Source organism: Hyalangium versicolor (genome assembly GCF_020103695.1).
In the GTDB taxonomy this organism is placed as follows: Bacteria; Myxococcota; Myxococcia; order Myxococcales; family Myxococcaceae; genus Hyalangium; species Hyalangium versicolor.
Map to the genome: position 1 here is coordinate 84,882 of NZ_JAHXBF010000040.1, position 16,744 is coordinate 101,625.

13 protein-coding genes are annotated in these 16,744 nt (G+C 69.0%); 4 read left to right on the forward strand and 9 right to left on the reverse strand.

Annotated elements, in window-relative coordinates; all coding sequences use genetic code 11:
• The first annotated feature begins 204 nt into the window (after positions 1-204).
• On the forward strand, positions 205-1,602 hold the full coding sequence (locus tag KY501_RS48020) for a dihydrolipoyl dehydrogenase family protein (RefSeq protein WP_224372013.1): 1,398 nt from the start codon (positions 205-207) through the stop codon (positions 1,600-1,602).
• Between the two features lie 83 nt (positions 1,603-1,685).
• Complete coding sequence (locus KY501_RS48025; RefSeq protein WP_224372015.1) at positions 1,686-2,900, forward strand: glycosyltransferase family 87 protein; 1,215 nt, start codon at positions 1,686-1,688, stop codon at positions 2,898-2,900.
• Here the strand turns inward: KY501_RS48025 and KY501_RS48030 are convergent.
• From KY501_RS48030 to KY501_RS48050, 5 genes are all read right to left on the reverse strand, one after another.
• Positions 2,872-3,966, reverse strand: coding sequence for a ferritin-like domain-containing protein (locus KY501_RS48030; protein ID WP_224372017.1), 1,095 nt, complete (start codon positions 3,964-3,966; stop codon positions 2,872-2,874). The genes KY501_RS48025 and KY501_RS48030 overlap by 29 nt on opposite strands.
• 157 nt (positions 3,967-4,123) lie before the next feature.
• A complete protein-coding gene (locus KY501_RS48035; RefSeq protein WP_224372019.1) occupies positions 4,124-4,639 on the reverse strand; it encodes a hypothetical protein in 516 nt (171 codons plus the stop codon).
• A 122-nt stretch (positions 4,640-4,761) separates the two neighbouring features.
• Positions 4,762-5,358, reverse strand: a complete 597-nt coding sequence (locus tag KY501_RS48040; RefSeq protein WP_224372021.1) for a TIGR02265 family protein — start codon at positions 5,356-5,358, stop codon at positions 4,762-4,764.
• A 23-nt stretch (positions 5,359-5,381) separates the two neighbouring features.
• Entirely contained in the window at positions 5,382-6,476 is a 1,095-nt protein-coding gene (locus tag KY501_RS48045; RefSeq protein ID WP_224372023.1) for a metallophosphoesterase family protein, read from the reverse strand.
• Positions 6,473-7,702: a hypothetical protein gene (locus KY501_RS48050; protein ID WP_224372025.1), complete on the reverse strand. Its 1,230-nt coding sequence runs from the start codon at positions 7,700-7,702 to the stop codon at positions 6,473-6,475. The genes KY501_RS48045 and KY501_RS48050 overlap by 4 nt, the downstream gene beginning before the upstream one ends.
• 244 nt (positions 7,703-7,946) lie before the next feature.
• On the opposite strand from KY501_RS48050, the gene KY501_RS48055 reads away from it, so the two are divergent.
• Positions 7,947-10,637 (forward strand): protein kinase domain-containing protein, encoded by a 2,691-nt coding sequence (locus tag KY501_RS48055; RefSeq protein ID WP_309243059.1) that lies wholly within the window; start codon positions 7,947-7,949, stop codon positions 10,635-10,637.
• Between the two features lie 567 nt (positions 10,638-11,204).
• Positions 11,205-12,404 (forward strand): acyl-CoA dehydrogenase family protein, encoded by a 1,200-nt coding sequence (locus tag KY501_RS54130; RefSeq protein WP_309243060.1) that lies wholly within the window; start codon positions 11,205-11,207, stop codon positions 12,402-12,404.
• 28 nt (positions 12,405-12,432) lie between these two features.
• Here KY501_RS54130 and KY501_RS48065 read toward each other — a convergent pair whose 3' ends face one another.
• The 4 genes from KY501_RS48065 to KY501_RS48080 form a co-directional block, all read right to left on the reverse strand.
• The gene (locus KY501_RS48065; RefSeq protein WP_224372030.1) at positions 12,433-13,548 is read right to left on the reverse strand and encodes an AraC family transcriptional regulator; all 1,116 of its coding nucleotides are present in this window, start codon (positions 13,546-13,548) and stop codon (positions 12,433-12,435) included.
• A 108-nt stretch (positions 13,549-13,656) separates the two neighbouring features.
• Complete coding sequence (locus KY501_RS48070) at positions 13,657-15,291, reverse strand: MBL fold metallo-hydrolase (RefSeq protein WP_224372032.1); 1,635 nt, start codon at positions 15,289-15,291, stop codon at positions 13,657-13,659.
• A 164-nt stretch (positions 15,292-15,455) separates the two neighbouring features.
• Positions 15,456-15,863 (reverse strand): DUF3052 domain-containing protein, encoded by a 408-nt coding sequence (locus tag KY501_RS48075; RefSeq protein ID WP_224372034.1) that lies wholly within the window; start codon positions 15,861-15,863, stop codon positions 15,456-15,458.
• A 14-nt stretch (positions 15,864-15,877) separates the two neighbouring features.
• Positions 15,878-16,501, reverse strand: coding sequence for an FMN-binding negative transcriptional regulator (locus KY501_RS48080; RefSeq protein WP_224372036.1), 624 nt, complete (start codon positions 16,499-16,501; stop codon positions 15,878-15,880).
• Positions 16,502-16,744: the final 243 nt, after the last annotated feature.

The following is a 16,744-nucleotide window of genomic DNA, read 5'->3' on the forward strand; positions in this document are numbered from 1 at the left end:
GAGGCTGCGTGGCTCGAATCGAATATGACGCGGCGCAGCGTGCGCCCAGGGCTTCTTGGCGGCTGAGAGCCCGGCCGGCGGCCCCCTATTCCCACGGCTGACCGGTGGGACATGGCTTCTGTTGCGCTGGAGGCAGATGCCTCCTCGCGACTTGGCGTGCTCCGACCCTCAGCGTAGGCAGCAGGGAGACACGGGGGTGAGCACATGGCGGAAGCATTCGATGTCGTGGTCATCGGCGGAGGCCCTGCGGGTGAAGTCGCCGCGGAGCGCGCGGGTGCAGGAAAGGAGTCCAAACTCTCGGTGGCACTCGTAGAGCAGGAGTTACTCGGAGGTGAGTGCTCCTACTGGGCGTGCATTCCCAGCAAGGCGCTGCTGCGACCCGCCGAGGCCCAGTGGCTCGCGCGGCATACGCCTGGGCTCCAGGAAGCGGCAAAGGCTCCGCTGGATGCTCGCGAGGTGCTGAAGCACCGCGACTACATGGTTGGCGACTACAACGACGAGTCGCAGGCGCAGTGGGCCGAGAAGGCGAACATCCGCGTGGTGCGCGGCCACGGACGCCTGAGCGGCCCGCGCACGGTCCGGGTGGAGGGTCGGGAGGGCTCGCGCGAACTGACGGCGCGCAAGGCCGTGGTGCTGGCCACCGGTAGCCGCCCGCGACTGCCAGACATCCCCGGTTTGAAGGAGGCACGGCCCTGGGACAATCGCGGCGCCACGGGAGCCAAGGAGGTGCCACGGCGGCTGGTAGTGCTCGGCGGAGGCGTGGTGGCCGTGGAGCTGGCACAGGCCTGGCGCTCGCTCGGTTCGGAGGTGACGCTGGTTCAGAGGAGCCGCCGGCTGCTGTCCCGCTACGAGCCCTTCGTGAGCGAAGAGGTGGAGAAGGCCCTGCGAGACAGTGGCGTCACCGTTCGCCTGGGCGTGGAGCCCACTCGCGTCCAGCGGCCTGGCGGTCAGGGCGAGGTGACGGTGACGCTCTCCTCGGGGGATACGCTGCGTGCGGACGAGCTGCTCGTGGCCATGGGCCGCGTGGCGAACACCGATGAGCTCGGCCTGGAGACGGTGGGGCTGACTCCGGGCAAGCCCGTGGAGGTGGATGATCAGCTCCGCGCCAAGGGCGTGGACGGAGGCTGGCTCTACGCCTGCGGAGACGTGAACGGGCGCAACCTGCTCACGCACATGGGCAAGTACCAGGCGAGGCTCGCGGGAGACCACATCGCCGGTAAGGAGGTGCGGGCCTGGGCGGATGCCAGGGCGACGCCGCAGGTCATCTTCACGCACCCGCAGGTAGCGTCCGTGGGGCTCACCGAGGAACAGGCACGCAAGCAGGGCCTGCGCGTGCGCACCGTGCAGCAGTCCCTGAGCCATGTGGCCGGGACGGAGCTGCTCGGACGGAACCTGGATGGCACGGCCCGGCTGGTGGTGGACGAGTCACGCCGGGTCATCGTCGGCGCCACCTTCACCGGGCCCGAGGTGGGCGAGCTGCTGCACGCGGCCACCATCGCCGTGGCGGGTGAGGTTCCACTGGACACCTTGTGGCATGCGGTGCCGTCCTTCCCGACGCTCAGCGAGGTGTGGCTGGGGCTCCTGGAGGCCTACGGCTTGTAGGTGCGAAACCCCACCTGAGGCTCCCGAGTGGCGGCTTTCTCCTTCAGGGAAAGGCTTGAAGGAGATTAGAAGCATGCCCGCCCATGGCCGCCACGACACCCGCTGATCCGGGGATGAGCATCCGACGCGGACCCGCTGCCTCGGCTCCCGAGTGGGCCTTCCGTGTACTGCTGCTGGTGCTGGCCGTGCTGGCAGTGGTGCTCGGGCAGCATCCTCGGCGCGGCCTGGACTTCCGCGTGTACCTGCTCGCCGCAGAGCGCTTCCTGGCAGGCGCGGACCTGTACCCCGCCGGCGATGGCTTCATGCCCTTCAAGTACGCCCCGCTGACGGCCCCCCTGTTCCTCCCCTTCACCCTGCTGCCCGCGCGCGCCGCGGCGGCGCTGTGGAACCTGGGCTCCGTGGCGGCGGTGGGAGCCCTGGCCCGACTCGCCTCTCGCGCGCAACCCGCCGTGGGTGAACGCTCCCCCTGGCCCTGGGCCCCCGTGCTCGCCACGCTGGCCCTGCTGCCCGCGTTCCACCTCGAGTTCTTCTATGCGCAGGTGGATGGAGTGATGTTGCTCCTGTTGGCCCTCACGGCCGTGGGTGCCGAGCGCGGCCAGACCTGGCGCCCTGCCACCGCCTTCGCCGTGGCTGTCCTCCTCAAGCCTCCCGCCGCACTGCTCGCCCTCTTCCTGCTGATACGCCAGCACTGGCGGGTGCTCGCCGCCAGCGTTGGCGTGGGGCTCGTCCTCGCCATCCCTTCCGTCGCGCGGTACGGACTCTCCGGATTGCTCGCCCAGGGCCACGCCTGGCTGGACACGCTCGCCCGCACCACCCCACCGTGGGCGCTCGGCCACAACCCTCAGGGACTCCCCACCCTGCTGCTCTCCCTCGTGCTTCCTTCGGACGCCCAGCCCTCTGGCTCGGCGCTCGCCGTGGCGCAAGCCGTCGCGCTCCTCCTCTTCGTAGCCGTGGTCGCCTGGAGCCGAGCCGGCCCCGTGGACCTGCTTGCGCTGTGCTGCCTCGGTGTAACGCTGCTCTCGCCCCTCGCCTGGCGCGCGAACTTCGTCATGGCGTGGCCCCTCCTCCGAGCCACCGCCGAGACCCGGACACGCGGTGGGCTCGCGCTCGTGCTCCTCGCGGGCTTCACCGGTGTGCTGACCTCGGATGCACTGCTCGGCGCCGACGCGGCCCGCCAGCTCCTGCTCTGGCGGCCCTATGCGCTCGTCTTCTCCGCACTGCTGCTGTGGACGGCCTGGCAGGCACGCCAGCTCCCGCTCCCTCGCGGCTTCAGTGCGTCGCCTCTAATTCGGAGGTGACCCCCTTCACATAGGTGTCCCGCGTCTCGCGCAACTGCTCCAGCTCGTGAGCCACATCCTCGTCTGCCCGGCCCTGCGCCTCCGTGTCCAGCTCCGCGAACTCCAGCACTCCCATGTCCGCGAACGCACCGCGCAGCCGAGGGCCCCACAGCCCGATGTCCTTCAGCGTGGGCACGATGCGCGAGAACAACATCTTCTGGTACTCGCGCATCAGCTCCGACGTCCGCATGTGCTCGATGCACGCGGCCACGTCCAGCCCCAGCTCCTCGAACACCTCCTGCCCCAGGAAGCGATCGCGCATCAGGTAGCAGGCCTCCACGGCGAACTGCTCGCGCTCGTCCCGCTCCTGCTCCGTCAACTGGGGGTACAGATCCTTGAGCGCCAGCCGCCCGAAGGCCACGTGCCTCGCCTCGTCCTGCATCACGTAGGCCGTCAGCGAGCGGCCCAGCGGCTCGGTGGCGAAGTCCCGGATCAACCCGAAGGCGGCCAGCGCCAGCCCCTCGATGAGCACTTGCATCGCCAGATACGTCAAATCCCACCGCGAATCCCCAAGCGCCTGCTCCAGCAGCGTCTTCAGGCTCGGGTTGATGGGATAGATGAGCCCCAGCTTCTCGCGGAGGTAGCGGGAGAACACCTCCACGTGCCGTGCCTCGTCGAACACCTGCGTGGCCGCGTAGAACTTGGCATCCAGGTCCGGCACCGTCTGGACGACGCGGGAGGCGCACACCAGCGCCCCCTGCTCACCGTGCAGGAACTGCGAGAACCGCCACGCATCCAGGTGGAAGCGCGCCTCGCCGCGCTCCTTCGCATCCATCCGCTCCCAGATGTCCGAACCGTGCAGCACCACATAGAAGTCCGGGAACCCCAACGGGTTCTCCGGATTCACCTGCAACGACCAGTCCAGCCGCGTGTTGGCATCCCACTGCTTCGTCTTTCCCTTCTCGTAGAGAGAGAGCAGCCGGCTGCGGCCTCCGTCGTACTTCCACTGGAAGACAGAGGTCACCTCCGCGGAAGGAATGGACCACCGCGATTCATCCAACGAACCCGTGGACGAGAGCGTCTTCATGAGCTGGCTCCTGTGTGCCCAGGTGGCGCGCCTGGAGCCCAAACGGTGTGTATGAACCTTTCCGGTGGCAATGCTTCAGTTCAGAACATCTGTCTGGGATCCAATGCCCTGCCCTCCGGACTGCTGTACAGACAGCAGCCCCTCGTGCGGGGGCCTCTCAGGCCGTGTGCAGCGTGCCGTTGGCGGACTCGGCCTCCACGGCGGCAATGGCCTCGGGCGAGGCCCCTTCGGCGAACAGCGGCGCGCTGCCCCGAGCCTTCGGCGGACGGCCCCGGCGACGCGGCGCGCTCTCCTCGGCCTGCACCGCGGGAGCCTCCAGCGCCATCGCGCCCTCGGCTCGCGGCGCCTTGCGGGCCGGACGCGGCAGGCTGATGGCATCCAGCTTCGCGCTCAACTCCGCATCCTCCTCGGCGAAGATGCGAGCGTACGCCAGCGCCCGCTGCCCCTTCTGCAGCAGCGCCTCCTGGCTCTCGTAGAGCGACTGGCGCGCCGCCTCCAGCGCCGCCTGCGCCCGAGCCACCTCCTCCGCCTTCTCCTTCACCCGCTCGGCCGCCTGCTCCAGCACTGCCCGGTCCATCTCCGGGAACTTCACCTGGGACAGTTCCTGGCCGAACAGCTTCAGCAAGTCCTGCAGCGCGGGGGAGATGGGATCATTTCCGGACGAATCGAACATGGCAGACCTCTGAGGTAGGGTTGCCTCTATCTGCACAGATGTTCAGGTCCGTTTCAAGAGGCTCGTTCCTGAGGCCGAGAAATCGGCCCCGCCGCCTTCGCTCCCGCCCGAGGCCAGCGGCGTCATCCCCAACGAAGCTCCAGGGTGAAGTCCAGGTAGGGGATGAACGTCTCGGAACCTACCTCCACGGTGCCCTCTCCGCCGACAACCCGCTCGAGGACGGCTCGGAGCAGCCCCGTGCTCCAGGACGGCCCCTGGAGCTCTCCTCGCAAGGAGAGCCGGCCGTGCGTCTCGTCCACCCGCTGGTACTCCCGCGCGCCGAAGATGGCGATCATCTTCAGCACCGCGGGCAGCTCCGCGAAGCCCTCGTGAGGCCCCTTCTCCGCAGCCACCACGAGCATCTGCCCCATGGAGGAAGCGAACAGCGCCTCCGCCGTGCCGTACCCCAGCTCGTCCAGCGCTGCCGAGAAGCTCCGGCCGCGCTCCACCAGCGCCTGGGCCCCCAGCTGCAACAGCTTCAGGTAGTCGCCCACCGGATAGAAGAGGACTGGGAGCACCGGCTTCTCCGTGCTCCTCACCTGCGCCCGGAGCTCACCTGTCACGTCGCTCCCGATGAGCCGCTCCAGGTGGTCCAGCGTCCCCTGGAAGAACAGGCCCATCAGCAGGTGCGCCGGGCGGCAGCGCTTCAGCCGGGCCTGGAGGTTCAGAGATGAGTCCATCCGTGCTGTGCCTCCGCAGACGCTCAGTCCACCCGCACCACCGCTACATCCTGCACGCCTTTCGAAGGATCCACATCCACGACGAGGAAGTGCCGCCCCACTCCATCGAAGCGCTCGGGGATGGCGCCCCCTCCTCCGGAGATGTAGGCGGGGATGCCCGCGTTCGAGTACGCGTAGAACGAGTGCACGTGCCCATAGAGGGTCAGGTCCACTCCAGCCCGAGCCAGCTTGCCCACCAGCGCCGCCGCCTCGTTGCGGCTGGAGAACGAGCCGTTGCGCACCCCCACCGGATCCAGCGGAGGGATGTGCATGCCCACCACGTGCACCGCATCCCGGCCCTGCTCCAACCACCCGTCGAGCGACTCCTCCACCAGCGGATCCACCGTGCCGTTGCCCGTGTCCAACTGCGTGAAGTGCACTCCCTGGAAGGTGAAGTGCTGGCTGCCGCGACCCACCAGTTCGAAGTACGGCAGGTCCAGGGTGAACGTCTCGTGGTTGCCCAGCGTCGCGTACAGCGGGATGCGTGACTCCTCCAGCCGCTCCTGGAACTCCTGCAACTGCTCGCGGCTGCCCGTCTCCGTCAGGTCTCCCGAGAAGAAGATGAAGCGCAGCGACGGGTCCTCGTTGATGCGCGCGTAGATGTCTCCCACGCGCGGCAGCGCCTCCTGCACGTCCGCCAGCGCCACGAACCGGAAGGGCTGGGCCGTCGCCCAATCTGGCGGCGCCACCTGGAGGCGTGCCTCGGCTCCAGGCCGCAGGCGCACCCGCCACATCTTCACCGTCGGCAGCGGAGAAGGCCCGTCCTCCACCTCGAGCGCCTCGCCGCCCGCCTCTGCCTGAAGCTCCGCGTCCGGCATGGCGTTGCGCACCATCAGCGTCCACCACTCGGGCGCGGCGGCCGAGGGCGTGGCTCGCACGCGCAGGACCGGAGCGTTCCCCCACAGCGTCAGCGCTCCGGACTCCAGGCTCCGCACCGACGCCAGGCCGTCCTCCACCACCACCGAGAGTCCCGCCCCCTCGGCGTGGCCGATCTCCAGGTCCTTCAGCGCACGCCCCTCCGCGGGACGCACACACCCGGCCAGCGGCAGCAACGCCAGCAACAGTCCCACGCGCCTCACGGCTCACCTCCGATCGTGTACACCGCCGACACTCGCGCCACATACGCCGAGCCCGCCTGCACATCCGCGGACACGCCCCAGTGCTCGCTCAGCAGCACCCGGCCTCGCAGGCCGAAGTACCCCGGCACGCCCGCTCCGAACTTCAATCCCCCGGCGTAGTCGTCCTTCCGGTGGTCGTAATAGAGGAGCGCTTCGCCTCGCAGCGGCCCCGAGCGCCCCAGGTACACGCCGTACCCGAACGTGAACAACACCTGCTCGTGGAGCGCATCATCGTTGATCGGCCCGAAGAAGCTGTAGCCCTGCAACGCCAGGCCCGCGCTCACCTCGGCGAACGAGCCCTCCAGCCTCGGGCTCAGCCGCGCCATGGCATACCGGCCTCGCAGGCCCACCTCGCCGCCCAGTAGCACGAAGCCCTCGGTGGGGAAGCGGTGGTAGAGCACCCCGCCTTCGAAATCGAGCGCCGTGCCGTCCGCGCCGCCTCGCGCCTGCTCGGGCTCGCCCAGCAGCCGGTACGCACCGCCCAGCCGTACCCGCGCGTTGCCCTCGTTCGGAGACAGCCGCACGGCGGCCTCCAGCCGAGTCGAGTCCAGCCGCGCCGTGGCTCCCAGTACAACGAAGTGGCGATAGTCGAAGTTCGGATCGCTCACGTGCTGGTAGCCGAAGTCCAGCTCCAGCGGCGGCAGGCGCGGCGCGGCCACTCCCGGAGTGAAGGCCGGAGACACCACCGAGTAGATGTTGGCCATGGCGGACAGCGAGAAGATTCCCGCCCCCGCCAGACACACGGTGTACAGCGGGCCGATGACGCGCCGCGATGCTCCCGTCAGCGCAATGGGCACCCCGCCCACCGCGAGCAGCCCCAGCCCCGTGCCCTCCATGGCGAAGAGCCGTCCCGCCGAGTGCGTGTCCCCCGCCACCAGCGGCCCCATCCCGTGAAACAGCAGCCCTGGAACCACCGAGGCCAACACCGGCAGCACCCGGAACCCCGGGCGCGACGGAGGGGAGAGCGCGGAGCCCAGGGGCGGCAGTGTCCCCAGGGGACCCTCGACAGCCATCGGAGCAGGCTCCAGAACCGGAGCAGCCCGCGGCACGTCCGAGGCGCTCGGCCCCACGCCCTCTACCGAAGGAGGAGCGGGTGCCTCTCCCTGCGCCGCCGCCAACCCCGGCATCAGCGCCACGATGAACGCGATCCCCACCCCACGCAGCAGGGACATCAGCGGGTGTGCCATTGCCTCGCCTCGAGTCTTCTCAGGAGGGCACCGGCCATGTCCTCCACACGAACCCCTTGGAGCCGCCTATGAGGGAGCAATCCGGGGGTCCTGGTCAACCCCACGTCCTCTCAGGTCCCATCGGCGGCTGGCCCTCTTCCGGTATTCCCCTGGGAATAGGCTATGCTGCGAAGACTCCACCCCCACCACCTGCACCTTGGCGGAAACCGGCCCTCAGCCTCAGGAATTTGGCAAGTACGTCCTCGTGTCCAAGCTCGCCGCGGGCGGTATGGCCGTCACCTACCGCGCGCGATTGAAGGGCGCGGCGGGCGTGACGAAGCCGTGCGTCATCAAGCAGATCCTCCCCCACTTCGCCGATGATCCGGACTTCGTCGAGATGTTCGTCAGCGAGGCGCGGGTGGCCGCCGGCCTGAGCCACGGCAACATCGCCCAGGTTTTCGACTTCGGCGAGGTGAATGGCCAGTACTTCATCGCCCTGGAGCTGGTGCACGGACAGCCGCTGTCCAAGGTCCTGCGCCGCGCCGCCAAGGCGGGCATGGGCTGCTTCCCCATTCCCCTGGCGCTCCACGTCGTCAGCAAGCTGTGCGACGGGCTGGACTATGCCCACCGCCACGTGGGCGAGGACGGGCAGGCCCTGGGCCTGGTCCACCGCGACGTGTCCCCCGACAACGTCCTCATCTCCTATGAGGGCGAAGTCAAAGTCATCGACTTCGGCATCGCCAAGGCCACCAGCGTCGTGGAGCAGAAGACGTCTCCCGGCGTGGTGAAGGGCAAGTACCCGTACTTCTCTCCCGAGCAGGCCCAGGGACGGCAGGACCTGGACTCGCGCACGGACGTGTATGCCGCGGGCGTGGTGCTCTACGAGGCGGTCTGCGGCCGACGTCCCTATGACGGCGAGTTCGTCACCGTGCTGCCTCGCATCCTCGCCGGGGACTACACGCCTCCCTCGCAGGTGAACCCCGCCATCAGCCCGGAGCTGGAGGAGATCATCACCAAGGCGCTGGCGCGGCGCCGCGAGGATCGCTTCCACACGGCCAAGGCGTTCAGCGAGGCGCTGGTGGAGCTGCTGTACCGGGACAACCCGCGCTTCACCCCTTCGCTGCTCGCGCAGCTCGTGGCGCACCTGTTCACCGAGGATCTCACCGCCGAGGGCCGCAAGGTGGAGCTGCCGCCCACCTTCGCCGATCAGCTCTCCGCGTGGCAGAACCCAGCCCCAGCCCCCCCTCCCAGCAAGGCGCGCATCTCTTCCCCAGGCAAAGGCACGCGCACGCCGGGCACGGGCAACCGCGCCGCCCTGGGCTCGGGGCGCACGAGCGGCCGTCACTCGATCGGCGGGGGCAGCAAACCTTCGAGCGATGGAGGCGCAAAGCCGGCCAGCTCGGGCGGTTCCAGCATCACCACCACGGGTGTGCGGCGGCTGCCTGGCGGGAGTTCGGGTGGGGCACGGCGTACCACCCTCTCGGGCATCCCTGTGACGGGCTCGCGCAAGCCGCTCACGGGCGAACGCTCCAGCCTCCCCGAGGCCCCTCCACGCTTCCTCCCCGAGGAGTCCCCGCCCGAGAGCCTGCCCTCGCTCGCCATGCCCGTGGACGCGCCGCTCGATGACACCCGGCCCAGCCTGACCGCGGTCAGCGGTGCCCCGGCGACGGAAGAGGAGGCTCCTCCCACCCGCGTCGCTGCCCGCGGCAAGAATGATCCCCTGGCCGCCGTGCGCGCCGCCAAGGCCCAGGAGGAGTCCGAGCGCAACGAGCGCACGCAGAAGCTGGTGCGCAACATCAGCCTGGGCATCTTCAGCGTGGTGGTCGTCCTCGTCCTCTACGCGGTGCTGCGGCCCAAGCCTCCCGAACCGCCTCCGCCCACCACGACCGTCTGGCTCACCTCCGTACCTGGCGGCGCCTCGATCAAGCTCAACGGCAAGGACACAGGCCGCAAGACGCCGACGTTCGTCGATGGCTTCATCATCAACGAGGCCAACACCCTGGTCCTCACCCTGCCCGACTACCTGCCGTGGACCAAGCGCTTCACGCCCGATGGCCGCACGGATCCGGCGATGAACGCGGAGCTGAAGCGCGCGGTGCCCGAGCCGCCCCCGGTCACCAAGCCCGTCACCACGATCACCGGGGTGGACGCGGGCACGGCGGACGCGGGCGCCGAGACCGTCGCCGCCCAGGCCCAGGGGGACAAGGCGCTCGACTTCAACGAACTCGTCTACCCCACGCGCCTGCTGGTGCTGCGCACGGCCTACAACGCCATGCCCGTCCCCGAGTACGAGACGGCCACCATCGACCTGAACCCCTCCGTCTCGTACACCGTGCGCACCGAGGGCGGCGCGGCGTACACGGAGAATGGCCCCACCTCCAGCACGCTCGCCTACTTCCTGGAGGGCGATCTTCCCGTGGATGACTCCTTTGGCGTGCTCTCCGGCTCGAGCCGCACCATCAAGGGTGCCCGGCGGATGCGCATCTTCGCCATCGACGAGACGCCGCTGGGCGACAACCGCGGCACCGTCCGCGTCCAGTTCAGCGAGTCCAAGTGGAGGCCCCCGCGCTACCTCGTCTTCGACGCGCAGAAGCACGCCGTCTTTCTCAAGCGCGAGCACCAGCTCTGGCTGCACGGCCTCAACCCGAAGTCCACCTACCTCTTCACCGTGCGCGACGACTTCGCCGAGCTGCGCAAGGACGCCAAGGGCCGCGTGCGCCGCGTGCTGTGCATGAGCCACGACGGAGGCCCCAACGCCCGGCCCACCTACCGCGTCCTCGAGGCGGGGAAGCGCTACCAGCTGGATGATCTCGAGACGCTGCGCTGCACCTACCCGGACTCGCGGCTGCCCGACAACGAGGGCGCGCTCGAGGTGGATCTCGTGGACGTGACGAACATGACGCGCAAGGAGCGCGAGGAGTACATCCGCAACAACAGCCGCCGCTCCGAGCGCTAGCGCCGGGCAGCCGGGCAATCGAGCTGCGGCCACGCCCCTCTGCTCCCCAGCCGTCCGCCTTGGCGCGCCCCAGGCCGTCCCCCCTGCGCACTCCCTGAGTGACTAACCTGAAACCTATCCCCCACGCGGGGAGTACTCTCACCCATTGATCCAGACCGGGACCCACCTTTGCAGGTGCAAAGAACGATGAACATCCGGGCAATCCCGGGTATGATCCCAGGGCAAGCAGGCGGAGTTGCGACTTCGCCAGGCTCCAGATGAAGGCCGGTCGTCCCTTGCGAGGGACAGCGGTCACCCGGTTCCTTCCGTAAGGGCCCCGAGGGCATCCCCCTCGGTCAGTTCGACAAGGACGGGAAAGGCACGTGGGCGCGGCGCCGAGGTGGGCACCGGGCCCACGGGTCTTTTTGGGGCAAAAAAAGCCGCACCCAGGCGCCGAGTCCCGAGTGCGGCCCGCATCCCGGTACGGAGGGGTTGGAAACCGGGACACGAAACAGCCTTGCAAGTCCCCTCCACCCTAGCGGTGGAGTCTGACAGCGGAACTCCCGGCCTTGGGGTGAGACCAGGTGGGTGCGCCCGGGTCTCCTCTCGCGTCGTGGGCACCGGCTAGGGTTCCGCCTTCGCCGCACCTCACCCTCACAGGAGAAGCCGGAAATGATCGACGCACTGGCTCGCATCATCTCGGAAGTCATCGAGCCCCAGGCCCTCGTCACGGACCTGCACGGCACGTTCCCTCGGGCCGCCATGGAAGCGCTGGGGCGCGAGGGAATCCTCGGGCTGCTGAGCGCGAAGGGCGTGGGAGGCTCGGGGCAGGGGCTGCGAGCGGCCTCGTGGGTGGTGGAGCAGATCGGCGCGGCCTGTGGCTCCACGGGCATGGTGCTGTGCATGCACTACTGCGCGACGGCGATCATCGAGCAGCATGGCCCGTGGGCGGTGCGGCAGGAGATCGCCGCTGGACGGCACATCACGACGCTGGCCTTCTCCGAGGCGGGCTCGCGCAGCCATTTCTGGGCGCCCGTGAGCACCGCGGCACCCGCTGACGGAGATACGGTCCGCCTGGATGCGGACAAGAGCTGGGCCACCTCGGCGGGACAGGTGGACAGCTACGTCTGGTCCAGCAAGCCGCTGGCGGCCTCGGGCTTGAGCACGCTCTGGCTGGTGCCCGGCAAGGCGCCCGGGCTGTCGTACCCCCGGGCGTTCGACGGGCTGGGGCTGCGCGGCAACGCCTCCAGCCCCATCGAGGCGCGCAACGTGCTCATCCCCCGCTCGGCGATGCTTGGGCCGGACGGGGGCGGGTTCGAGCTCATGATGGGGATCGCCCTGTCCCACTTCCAGGTGCTGAGCGCCAGTTGCTACCTGGGCATCATGGAGGCGGCGACGAAGAAGGCCTCGGCGCACGTGGCGGCGACGCGCTTCGATCACCTGGGCCAGTCCCTGGCGAGCCTGGCGACCATCCGCGCGTACCTGGCGCGCATGCGGCTGAAGACGGACATGGTGCGAGGCCTGCTGCGAGACACGCTGGACTCGCTCGAGGAGGGGCGCGAGGACGCCCAGCTGCGCGTGCTGGAGGTGAAGGCGGCGGCGGGAGAGATGGCCACCGAGGTGACGGAGCTGGCCATGCGCGTGTGCGGCGGCGCGGCCTTCCGGAAGGAGGTCGGGTTGGAGCGGTACTTCCGGGACGCTCGGGCAGCCACCGTCATGTCACCGACGACGGATCTGCTCTACGACTTCATCGGCAAGGCCGCGGCGGGGATGCCCCTGTTCGAGTAGACGGGAGCGGAGATTCGCCCCTGCGAGCTCACTCCTCGCGGGGAGCGCTGCGCGCGACGCGTCCGCGCTCCCCGAGCCCGCGCTGGCCCCTGCCCAGGCCGGACTTCGCCGTGGCCGGGGGAAGGGCCCACGGAGCCAGTGGAGACATGGGCATCATCGCTCCGCCGCTGGCTGGCACCTCCATGGCATCGCGGGCCTTCTCACGGTAGCGCCCGGGAGGAACTCCGCGCAGGCGGTGGAAGGTGCGGTTGAAGGCGAACTCGGAGGCATAGCCCACGCGCTCGGCAATGGCGGCCAGGGGTTGATCACTGTCGCGCAGCATGCGCGCGGCGACATCCATCCGCAGCCTCGTGAGGTAGACGAGCGGCGGCTCGCCGACCAATTCCCGGAAGCGCCGTGCGAAGGTGGCGCGAGAGCAGGCCACCTCGGCGGCGAGAGACTCGACCGTCCAGTCCCGGCGGGGCTCACCATGCATGAGCGCCAGCGCGCGGCCCACCTGCGGATCCCTCACCGCTCCGAGCCACCCGGCGCTGCCCTCGGGTTGCTGTTCGAGCCACCCGCGGATGATGTGGATGAAGAGCACGTCCACCAGCCGGGCCGTGACGGTGATGGTACCGGGACCGGGCTGGGTGTACTCGGCCACGAGCAGGCGGAGCACCGCCTCCAGGGGACCGGACATGGCGCCCGCGTCCGCGCGCAGGTGGATGACGGGCGGCAGCAGCGCGAGGAGCGGGTGGATGCCCTCGTGTTCGAAGCGGTAGGCGCCGCACAGCACCACGGTGGAGGGGCCCTTGCCGTCCAGGCTCAGGTTCATTCCGTGGGAGTCCTGGGACACCTGGCACTTGCCGACGAGCTTCAGGAAGGGCAGGGCCTGGACGCTGGGAGCGCTGATCAGGCTGTGCCCGGTGCCGTGCGGGAGCAGGACGACATCCCCCTGCGCCAGGTGCAGGGGCTCGCCCCGGGCGCGAGTGCGCAGCCAGCATGAGCCTCGGGCGATGATGTGGAGGCCCGCGCGGGGAGCCGCCTCGAAGAGCATGCCCCAGGGGGCCGCCAGCTCGGAGCGGCAGAACAGCGTGCCCCCGATGCGAGTGGCGGAGAGCACATCCGCGAGCACATCCATGCCGGTGGGTTTCGAGGGCTGCATGATGATCCGGAGGCTACCACGCGCGACTTGCGCGAAACGAACCGCCCCGGATCCGGGAGACATCGCCCGGTCTCCGGGGCACACTCGCTGACACTCCGCCTGCCCGCCCTACTCGCCGGCAGCCGCCTTCAGGTCCGCGAGCGTGCTCGTGGTGCCATGACCACCCGTGATGGTGGTGACGTCCAGCTGGTGCGTCTGGGTGATGGACTTGTAGAGCTCCTTGGGCCCGTTGCCGACGCCGCCCTGGCCCGGGTTGAAGAGGTCCGAAACGAAGGCGACCTTCTCGTTGGGCAGATAGAACAGCAGCATGTCCGCCGCGTGCGTGTTGTCGATTGAGTACGCGACGACAGGGTGCGAGGCATCCTCGAACCGCAGGGAACCTCCCGCTGGCACCGTCGTCAGCCGGATGGGAGCGGGCGTGCGCGCCAGGCTGTCCGGGCGGATGGTGGACGGAGCGCGGAAGAGCTCCTGGTAGAAGCTGGCCACGGACTCATGCGCTACCACCGTGGCACCCGCCGCCACGAAAGCGCGCAGTCCGCCCGCGTGGTCGCTGTGGTGGTGGGTGGCCAGGACGTGGGTGATGGGCTTGGTGGGAAACTTCTGCTTCGCCCAGGCGATGATGGCATCCCCGCGCTCCGGGTAGAGCGGCGCCTCGAGGACGACGACGCCCTTGGCCTGCTCCACGACGATCGTGTTGTGGGAGAAGCCCCTCAGGTACCAGACGCCCGGTGCCAGCTCCGTCTCCGCCAGGGAGAGATCCAGGCCATCGAGCGGGATGCCGAACGAGGCGAAGATCATGTGGAACTGGTGTTGGGAGGCACCGCGCGCCGCGTCCTCGGCGTTGTAGGGAGGCAGGTTGCCGGCCGGGAGCTGGAAGAGCGCGGGAGCCAGGGTGCCATTCACGGTCACCGCCTTGCGCGTCTCGGAGTGGACCAGATGCCCGTCGACACCGATATAGGCGTTCTTCGGGAAGCGCAGTCCGTTCGGCGTCGTCTCCCAGCCTTCGTAGAAGACCTCGACGGGGACATCGCGGTGCAGCGGCTCGTTCTCCACGGTGGCCAGCTTGGAGATCTGTCCGGTCTGTGCATTCACGTAGAGGGTGAGGGCGTGGAACGGATCATTCACCACCAGCAGGTGGTGGAGGATTCCACCGAGCAGTGCAGCACCGCCGTCCTGGGCGAGGCTCGGGTTGGCGACGATGTCCTTGAGGATGAGGTGCGGGTTGAGCAGGCGCTGCTGCCGGCGGATGGCGGCGATACGGTCCGGCAGGAGCGGACCACCCGGCAGACCGAAGACGCTCTCGCTGCCCTCGAGGTAGCCCTGGTTGCCGTTGATGATCTCCTGGTAGTCCTGGGCGAGAGGGACGAACAGGGTCAGGTTGCGCTTCTGGTGGATGTTGATCTTGTCGCCCGCCACGTCATAGCTGATGACGGTCCCATCCACAGTACTGCCCAGGAGGGGGGCATCGCTTGGGCGGAAGCCTTCACCAGCGGTGTAGTTCAAGGCGGAGATCTGCAGCTCGAAGCTCTGCAGGCCCTGGACGGCGTCCTTGCCACCGATGCCGACGATGGCCTTCTCGACGGTGCTGAGCGAGGGGTCGACGATGGCGGAGTCCCCCTTGGGGCCCTCGGGACCAGCGGGGCCAGCGTCTCCCTCGCAGCCAGCGGTGATGAGGGCGATGCTCAGGGTGGCCGCGCGCAACGTGCGCAGCGGAGTCCAGGGGGTGGGGTTCAGCTTGCTCATGGGACAGCTCCCGGGGAAGGAGTGGCGAAACGGTTGGCGACAACGGGCCAGTGAGTAGCGCTGGAGCCATCCGCCGAGCCATGCCCGGGAAAATCATTGTTTTGTCCGTTCGTCTCACGGCTCCCGTGCCGGGGGGCCGCGAGAGCGAAGCAGCGGGCCGCGAGTCAGCGGCGGTCAGCCAGTCGCACGACGAAGCGCAGGCCCGACCACGTGTCGTCGACGGCACAGACCTTGTTGTCGACGAGGCCAGTGGCGAGCCCCACGGCGCGGATCCGGTTCTCGTCGAGGTCTGTGGCGACGCCGGAGCTCTTCTTGGGCCAGGAGATCCACAGCCCGCCGGAGGGCTCCAGGCGCTTCACGAGCGCGGGGAAGCGTTGGGAGAGGTCCGCCGCGCGGGTGAAGAAGGCGACGGCGACATCGAACTTCGCGCGGGCGCCGGAGATGAAGGCGACGTCTTCGGGCAGAGGCGCGAGGATGGCATCGAAGCCCTGGGGAGCATCAATGAGGGCAACGCGAGAGCCGGGTTTGATGCCGAGCTTCTTGGGAAGAGGAGTACCCGAGTAACCAGCCATTTCCTCACCGTGCCTCAAACATCCCGCTCACGCATCAGCGCACCGACAGCGCGTTGCTCGGGATCCTCGCTGCGCTCAAGGTGCTCCATGACGGCGCGGCGATCCTCGGGGGCACGGTTCTGGCTGAGCTTGAACTTGCCCTCGACGCTTGAGAGGGAGATCTCGAAGGCGACGGTGCCAGGGAGGATGCGCGAGACGAACTCCCCCGCGCGCTCGACGGTCCAGGGCTTCTCGAAGCCGGCCTCGTAAGTGTCGGTGGTGTCGCGGAGGATGCGCATCCACTCGTCCTGTTCGGTGACGACGCGAGGCCGTCCGTGGGCGTGGACGACGGCATAACTCCAGGTGGGGACATTGGGCTCGGTGACGTACCAGGAGGGGGACACATAGGTGTGCGGCCCCTGGAAGATGACGAGGACATCCCGAGCCTCGGAGAAGGCGCGCCACTGCGGGTTGGCACGCGCCATGTGGCCCAGCAGCCGGCCCTTCGAGCCTCCCGAGCCGGGCTCGACGAGGAACGGCAGGTGGGAGACGAACGGAGCGCCATCCTCCACCGTGACGAGGGTGGCGAAGCTGTAGCGCTTCATGAATGCAATGAGCCGCTCGGGGTCCTGCTCTTGAAACAAACGCGGGAGGTACATGGGACACGCACGTGCCCCAAGCCTCCCGCGCCGTCAACCGGCCAAACCGCACCTGGGCTCACGATGAGCTGTACCGACTCGACCCCCCCTCGCGGCGCGGCCTGAGCCAAGTGGTACGATGGTGAGCCTGTCGAGATAGTGAGTGGGGGCCAGGAAGAGACGGTGGCACGCGAATCCCCGGCGCTGGGGCGCGTGGGGTTGGAACCGCTAGAAGAAAGCGATAGCGAGCAGGCCGAGCCAGAG

Coding starts and splice junctions, on each gene's coding strand:
- KY501_RS48050 (WP_224372025.1), bottom strand. CDS start 7,702: ATGGCACACCCGCTGATGTCCCTGCTGCGTGGGGTGGGGATCGCGTTC.
- KY501_RS48030 (WP_224372017.1), bottom strand. CDS start 3,966: ATGAAGACGCTCTCGTCCACGGGTTCGTTGGATGAATCGCGGTGGTCC.
- KY501_RS48020 (WP_224372013.1), top strand. CDS start 205: ATGGCGGAAGCATTCGATGTCGTGGTCATCGGCGGAGGCCCTGCGGGT.
- KY501_RS48070 (WP_224372032.1), bottom strand. CDS start 15,291: ATGAGCAAGCTGAACCCCACCCCCTGGACTCCGCTGCGCACGTTGCGC.
- KY501_RS48040 (WP_224372021.1), bottom strand. CDS start 5,358: ATGGACTCATCTCTGAACCTCCAGGCCCGGCTGAAGCGCTGCCGCCCG.
- KY501_RS48025 (WP_224372015.1), top strand. CDS start 1,686: ATGGCCGCCACGACACCCGCTGATCCGGGGATGAGCATCCGACGCGGA.
- KY501_RS48065 (WP_224372030.1), bottom strand. CDS start 13,548: ATGCAGCCCTCGAAACCCACCGGCATGGATGTGCTCGCGGATGTGCTC.
- KY501_RS48035 (WP_224372019.1), bottom strand. CDS start 4,639: ATGTTCGATTCGTCCGGAAATGATCCCATCTCCCCCGCGCTGCAGGAC.
- KY501_RS48075 (WP_224372034.1), bottom strand. CDS start 15,863: ATGGCTGGTTACTCGGGTACTCCTCTTCCCAAGAAGCTCGGCATCAAA.
- KY501_RS48080 (WP_224372036.1), bottom strand. CDS start 16,501: ATGTACCTCCCGCGTTTGTTTCAAGAGCAGGACCCCGAGCGGCTCATT.